At 66.6% G+C, this 434-nt stretch carries 1 pseudogene; it reads right to left on the reverse strand.

Annotated features, from left to right (window positions below):
- Positions 1–434: pseudogene (locus D3227_RS40710) on the reverse strand (hypothetical protein); the annotation flags it as partial.

A 434-nucleotide genomic window follows, 5' to 3' on the forward strand; every position in this document is an offset into this window, starting at 1 on the left:
AGCCAGAACGGCACGGTCTGCACGGAGTGCAGGCCGAAGGCCACCCAGCCGTGCCACTCGTGGCCCAGCTCGGCCATGGCCGGATGCTGCGGCAGCACCTTGATCACGCCGTCGAAGAACTTGCCGAACAGCATGGGTTCGACCACCCAGGCGCCGATCAGCACCGACGGGATGGCCAGCAGCACCAGCGGCAGCGTCACCACCCACGGCGACTCGTGCGGCGTGCCGCCGTGATGGCCGTGGTCGTCATGGTGCGCGTCGCCATGGTGGCCGTGGCCATGGGCGTCGAAACGCTCCTTGCCGTGGAACACCAGGAAATATACGCGGAACGAGTACAGCGAGGTGACGAACACGCCGATCAGCGTCGAGTAATAGGCGAAGCTGGCGCCCCACACGTTGGCCGCGCCCGCGGCCTCGATGATGTGTTCCTTCGA

Origin of the sequence: Mesorhizobium waimense (assembly GCF_003601975.1) — a bacterium.
Taxonomy (GTDB): Bacteria; Pseudomonadota; Alphaproteobacteria; order Rhizobiales; family Rhizobiaceae; genus Mesorhizobium; species Mesorhizobium waimense.